4 protein-coding genes are annotated in these 6277 nt (G+C 39.6%); all 4 read left to right on the top strand.

What is annotated here, in order from left to right; all coding sequences use genetic code 11:
• Positions 1 to 270: 270 nt before the first annotated feature.
• The 4 genes from GS399_RS20170 to murA all read left to right on the top strand — a co-directional run bounded on the left by GS399_RS20170 (position 271) and on the right by murA (position 6200).
• Positions 271 to 1719: a tetratricopeptide repeat protein gene (locus tag GS399_RS20170; RefSeq protein WP_160846469.1), complete on the top strand. Its 1449-nt coding sequence runs from the start codon at positions 271 to 273 to the stop codon at positions 1717 to 1719.
• A 66-nt stretch (positions 1720 to 1785) separates the two neighbouring features.
• Positions 1786 to 4065, top strand: coding sequence for an ATP-dependent helicase (locus GS399_RS20165; RefSeq protein ID WP_160846468.1), 2280 nt, complete (start codon positions 1786 to 1788; stop codon positions 4063 to 4065).
• A 57-nt stretch (positions 4066 to 4122) separates the two neighbouring features.
• Positions 4123 to 4806: a DUF4290 domain-containing protein gene (locus tag GS399_RS20160; RefSeq protein WP_160846467.1), complete on the top strand. Its 684-nt coding sequence runs from the start codon at positions 4123 to 4125 to the stop codon at positions 4804 to 4806.
• A 68-nt stretch (positions 4807 to 4874) separates the two neighbouring features.
• Positions 4875 to 6200 carry a UDP-N-acetylglucosamine 1-carboxyvinyltransferase gene (murA, locus tag GS399_RS20155; protein ID WP_160846466.1) on the top strand — a complete coding sequence of 442 codons (1326 nt, stop codon included), beginning with the start codon at positions 4875 to 4877 and terminating at the stop codon, positions 6198 to 6200.
• Positions 6201 to 6277 lie beyond the last annotated feature (77 nt).

Here is a 6277-nt window from a genome sequence, read left to right as displayed (position 1 = left end):
TTACTTTAGCCGATGGTGTGGCTGTTTCATCTTTCTTGCAGGCCGTGAATCCTAAACCGATAATGGCTGCTAATGCGAGAGCAATTTTTTTCATGATTTGTTTTTTATGAGTTAATTAATTTTTATTAGGTGTCATTTTTAAATTCAGTTGTATATTAGGTCTCCCATTAGAGTTTTATAAGGTTGTTTCAATACAACATTTTAAAATCCTAATTAACAGTATTGACACTTATTACGTAAACATAATTTTTTCGTTACGAAAATTTTTAAATGAAATCGATATATTTATTAACAACGTTACTTTTTTTACTTAACCTTGATTCTTTCTCTCAATCTGCCCAAACAGATATAAACAGAATTAATGCATTAAACGAAAGTGCGTATAAAGCTCGCCTAACTAATCCAGACTTAAGTTATAAAAACTCAAATGAAGCTCTGATCCTTTCAAAAAAAAATAATTATGTAAAAGGCATCGCGGAATCATACCGCATAAGGGGAATTTCCAAGTATTACCAAAATCAAAGTGATAGCGCAATTCAAAATTACCTGACTTCGATTAACTACTTCAAACAACTCAAAGATCAGGCGGGTGAGGCAAAAGTATTAAATAATATAGGTACGCTATATCGAGATGTGGATTATGATAAAGCGTTGGAGTTTTATAACAAATCTTTGGAAATCGCAGAAAAGCTTGAAATTACCGACCTGACAACCGGGTTGAATCTGAATATTGGCGTTATTTATCAGAAAAAAAAGGAATTTAAAAAGGCCCTTATTTCTTTTAACAAAAGCTATGTACAATTCCAAAAGCAGAAGAATTCGACAGGCCTTGCTTTGTCGCTCCAAAACATGAGTGTTGTTTACAAATATTTAAATCAACTTGACACTGCAGAGGCTTTTGCAAAAGAAGCCATTGTAATTGCTAAGGAAAATGATTTGAAGTATGTAGTGGCCGGCACAAATCTTACGCTAAGTTACGTTTACATATCAAAAGGTAAATATGATGAGGCCGCCAGATCAATTAACGAGGGTGTTAGCTATGCAAAAGAAATAAAGGATAAACGCCTGGAATATGATTTTTTATATAACTCATATACTTTGGAGAATTACCGCAAAAACTATCAAAAGGCTTTGGGATATCTCCAGCAAATTTATCGTCAGGATAGTTTAGTTTATAAGAACATTGTATCCGATCGCATATCTCTACAACAAGAGCAATTCAATCAGTTACAAAAACAACGTGAGAACGAACTGACCATCCAAAAACAAAAGACTAATCAGGTAATATTTTGGTCGGCAGTTGTTGTATCAGGATTATTATTCGTTGTTATTCTTTTGCTTGTAGGAAATGTTAACAAGAAGGCGAAAACCAATAAAGAACTTACGCGGCTGAACCACGAGATATCTCTTCAAAAAGAAAACCTGGACCGGATCAATCACAACCTGGAAGACATAATTGATGAGCGTACCAAGGATTTACGTATAAAAAACCATAAGCTTTCGCAATATTCCTCTCACTTATCGCACCAGATACGCGGCCCTGTATCAACCATCAAAGGACTGGTCAACCTACAGAAGGAAGATTTGATCGAGAAAGAAGAATTCGTTCAACAGCTGGACAAGTGCATTGTTGATATTGACAACAAAATCCTGAACATAAACGAGATGCTTCATAACCCGCAGCTATTAGGCTTTAAAGACGAGGAAGATGAAGCTTAATATGCGTTCTATCACCGGATTTCTCTTTAATTTTCTCTATTTTAGCACCCGAAAAGAGGAGTAGATTTGGACTATTTACAAGGATTAAATCCTTCACAACGAGCTGCAGTTGAACAAATTCAGGGACCGGTAATGATTGTTGCCGGTGCAGGCTCAGGAAAAACCCGTGTTATTACTTATCGTGTTGCACACCTTGTAAAAAAAGGCGTCGACCCGTTTAATATTCTGGTGCTAACGTTCACTAATAAAGCCGCAAAAGAAATGCGGGAACGTATTACCAAAGTCGTCGGCCCGGAAGCCAAAAACATCTGGATGGGTACTTTCCACTCGGTTTTTGCAAAAATCTTACGTGTAGAGGCCGAAAAAATCGGCTATCCGCGCAACTTTACTATTTACGATACCGATGATTCAAAAAGCCTGCTCCGCGCAATTCTGAAGGAAATGCAGCTGGATGATAAATTGTACAACGCTAACTTCGTTTATAACAGGATTTCATCAGCTAAAAACAACCTCATTTCTGTTGCAGAATACGTACAGAATGAGCAAATACAGGCAGAAGATTTTTCTACTGGCCGTGGAAAACTTGGCGAAATTTATAAGATTTATACTCAGCGTTGTTTCAAAGCGGGTGCCATGGATTTTGACGATCTGCTTTTTAAAACTAACGTATTACTTAAAGATCACCCCGACGTACTTTATAAGTATCAGAATAAGTTTAAGTACTTAATGGTTGATGAGTACCAGGACACCAACTTCTCTCAATACCTGATTGTAAAGAAACTGGCGGCTATCAATGAAAATATTTGCGTTGTGGGTGATGATGCGCAAAGTATCTATGCTTTCCGTGGCGCCAATATTCAAAACATATTGAATTTTGAAAAGGACTATCCTGATCTGAAGGTATTTAAACTGGAGCAAAATTATCGGTCAACCCAAAACATCGTAAATGTTGCTAACAGCATAATCGCAAACAATAAAAACCAGTTAAAGAAGACGGTTTATTCTGAAAACGAAACCGGCGATAAAATAAAGGTAACACGCGCGTTCAGCGATAATGAAGAAGGCAAGAACGTCGCTGAAGCTATTCTCCAGGAACGTTCCCTTAAAGGCTTAAATCATCAGGATTTCGCCATTCTTTACCGTACAAATGCACAATCGCGTGCAATGGAAGAAGCGCTTCGTAAGCTGAATATTCCGTATAAAATTTACGGTGGCCTTTCTTTTTATCAGCGCAAAGAGATTAAAGACCTGATTGCATACTTTCGGGTAACGTTTAATCCAAATGATGAAGAAGCGTTAAAGCGTGTTATTAATTATCCCCGCCGGGGAATCGGCGATACGACTGTTGAAAGAATAATAGTAGCTGCTGATGCCAATGATCTGACATTTTGGGAGGTGATTTGCAATGCAGGCAAATACATTGATTCCCGTAGTGCAAACCAGGTTGGCAATTTTGCTACACTGATACAGAGTTTTAAGGTGATGACAAAAACTCATTCAGCTTATGACGCTGCTTTGCACATCGCCCAGCATTCAGGATTGCTTAAGGATCTTTATGACGACAAATCTGTTGAAGGCTTAAGCCGTTACGAAAACATTCAGGAGCTTTTAAACGGGATAAAGGAGTTTAGCGAACGGGAAGATATCGAACAAAAAGGCCTTGACGTCTTCATGCAGGATGTTGCGCTTCTTACGAACGACGACAATGATAAAAATCCTGATGCCGATACTGTGTCATTAATGACCATTCACTCGTCAAAGGGGCTTGAATTTCCGCAGGTTTTTATAGTTGGATTGGAAGAAAATCTTTTCCCTTCTCAAATGTCATTGAGCTCGAGAACCGATCTTGAAGAAGAAAGACGATTGTTTTATGTTGCGATTACAAGGGCCGAAAAGAAACTTCACATATCTTACGCCACTTCCAGATATCGCTGGGGAACATTAACCAGTTGTGAGCCGAGCCGGTTTATCGACGAAATTGATGCGAGGTATCTTGAATTAGAATACAAAGAACCTCAAAAACCTGCAGGCAACCCTTTCTTTGATAATGAGCGGAGTTCATGGAGCGCTTCAAGAAGCACTGATACATTTTCAAAGCCAAAAGTTGGTTCGATTCCCAAAACCACGTCTATTCTGCCTAAAGCCCACGTTCCCACTCCAGGATTTGCGCCCAGCGATACGTCAAATCTTCAGGTTGGCATGGAAGTAGAACACGAACGTTTCGGTTTTGGAAAAGTGATTAGCCTTGAAGGATCCAAGCCAGATATCAAAGCAACAATATTTTTTAAAGAGATAGGACAGAAACAACTTTTACTTAAATTTGCCAAGCTCCGGATCGTAACGTAAATTCCCAGAAAATTAGCTTTCGTTACATACTTAATACGAACGCTTTAAACAAACAAAATGAATTTTGACTATAACAGTACAAGGAAAAAATTGATCCTTGCAGAATACGGGCGTAATGTCCAAAATATGGTTGCCTATATCTGCGATCTACCGACAAAAGACGAGCGTAACGCATATGCTCAGGTCGTAATCGACTTGATGGGATTTCTGAATCCGCATTTACGCGATGTAGCTGATTTCAAACATAAGCTTTGGGACCACCTCCATATCATTTCTGATTTTAAAATAGATGTGGATGCTCCGTACCCAAAACCGGAACTCGAAGCAATACATTTAAAACCACAGGTACTTAGCTATCCGCAAAAGCGTATAAAATTTAAGCATTACGGAAAAACCGTTGAGCTGATGATAGACCGCGCAAGACAAATGGAGGAAGGCGAGCGCAAACAGCTGATGATTCAGGCGATCGCAAATTTCATGAAGATTGCTTACGTCACCTGGAATAAAGACACGGTCGCTGATGAAACGATTATCAGTGATCTGAAAGAAATGTCACGAGGCGAACTGGTATGGCGCGATAATATGAATTTGAACAAAGTTGAATTCCGCACACCTCCTCCTGGTAGTCGTCAGAAAAACAATAACCAGAACAACAATCAAAATAAAAACAGGCAAAACAATAATAATAACCGTAATCAAAACAACCGGCCACGCAATAATGGCGGAGGCAAACGTTATTAATTGTTACTGAACGAACTTATTATGGCACGGCGTTAGTCGTGCCATAAATTTTTATTAACCGGTACTAAATGAACGCATTTGAAATTCATGGCGGTAAGCCGCTAAAAGGCGAGATTATTCCTCAGGGTGCAAAAAATGAAGCTCTGCAGGTCGTTTCTGCCGTTTTATTAACAAAAGAGAAAGTTACCATTAGCAACATTCCTGATATAAAGGATGTAAATAAATTAATCGAGCTTTTGGGCGATCTGGGTGTCGTTGTTCAACGAATTAGCAAAGACACCTATTCGTTTGAGGCATCGAATATTAACCTTGATTTTTTTCAATCGGAAACTTTCAGATCTAAAGGTGGAAGCTTACGCGGCTCAATTATGATTGTAGGTCCGCTGTTGGCCAGGTTTGGTAAGGCGGCAATCCCCAAACCAGGTGGTGATAAGATTGGCAGAAGACGTTTAGACACGCATTTTCTTGGCTTTGAAAAACTTGGCGCACAGTTCAATTACAATGCTGAAACAGGTTTTTTCAATGTAGATGCAACTAACCTGAAGGGCACTTATGTTTTGCTTGAAGAGGCTTCAGTTACCGGTACCGCGAATGTTGTAATGGCAGCCGTTTTGGCAAAAGGCACTACGACAATTTACAACGCGGCCTGCGAGCCATATTTACAGCAATTATGTAAAATGCTGAATCGCATGGGCGCTAAAATTTCCGGCATCGGTTCAAACCTGCTGACAATCGAAGGAGTTAGTGAACTTAATGGAACGGAGCACCGTCTGCTTCCAGACATGATTGAAATTGGCTCATTCATCGGTCTTGCAGCGATGACAGGTTCGGAAATTACAATTAAAGACGTTCAGTACAATGAGCTTGGAATCATTCCGAGCGTTTTTAGAAAACTTGGTATAACGCTAGAGCTCCGTGGCGATGATATTTATATTCCGCCCCACAAGAACTACGAGATAGACACTTTCATCGATGGATCGATCATGACTATTTCCGACGCGCCGTGGCCAGGATTCACCCCGGATCTTTTAAGCATCGTGCTGGTTGTTGCTACCCAGGCAAAAGGAAATGTACTGATCCATCAGAAGATGTTCGAGAGCCGCTTATTTTTCGTGGATAAATTGATCGACATGGGCGCGCAAATCATTTTATGTGATCCACACCGTGCCACTGTCATCGGATTAAATAAGCAGGTTAAATTAAAAGGAATTGAAATGACGTCTCCAGATATCAGAGCCGGCGTTTCCTTGCTGATTGCCGCTCTATCGGCAAATGGCCGTTCTATAATACATAATATCGAACAGATTGAACGTGGCTACCAGGACATCGATACCCGTTTACGTTTGCTTGGTGCTGACATTAAACGTATCGACGCTATGCCTCCTTCGCATTAACTGTCAATCCGGCTACCAAACAATACAGGGCTTTGCAAATGCAAAGCCTTTTTTGATATCTTTAGCTATCCAAGCTT

This window comes from Hufsiella arboris (assembly GCF_009834875.1).
GTDB lineage: Bacteria > Bacteroidota > Bacteroidia > Sphingobacteriales > Sphingobacteriaceae > Hufsiella_A > Hufsiella_A arboris.
The sequence above is the reverse complement of the archived record's forward strand: the minus strand, read 5'-3'. Positions and strand labels throughout refer to the sequence as shown.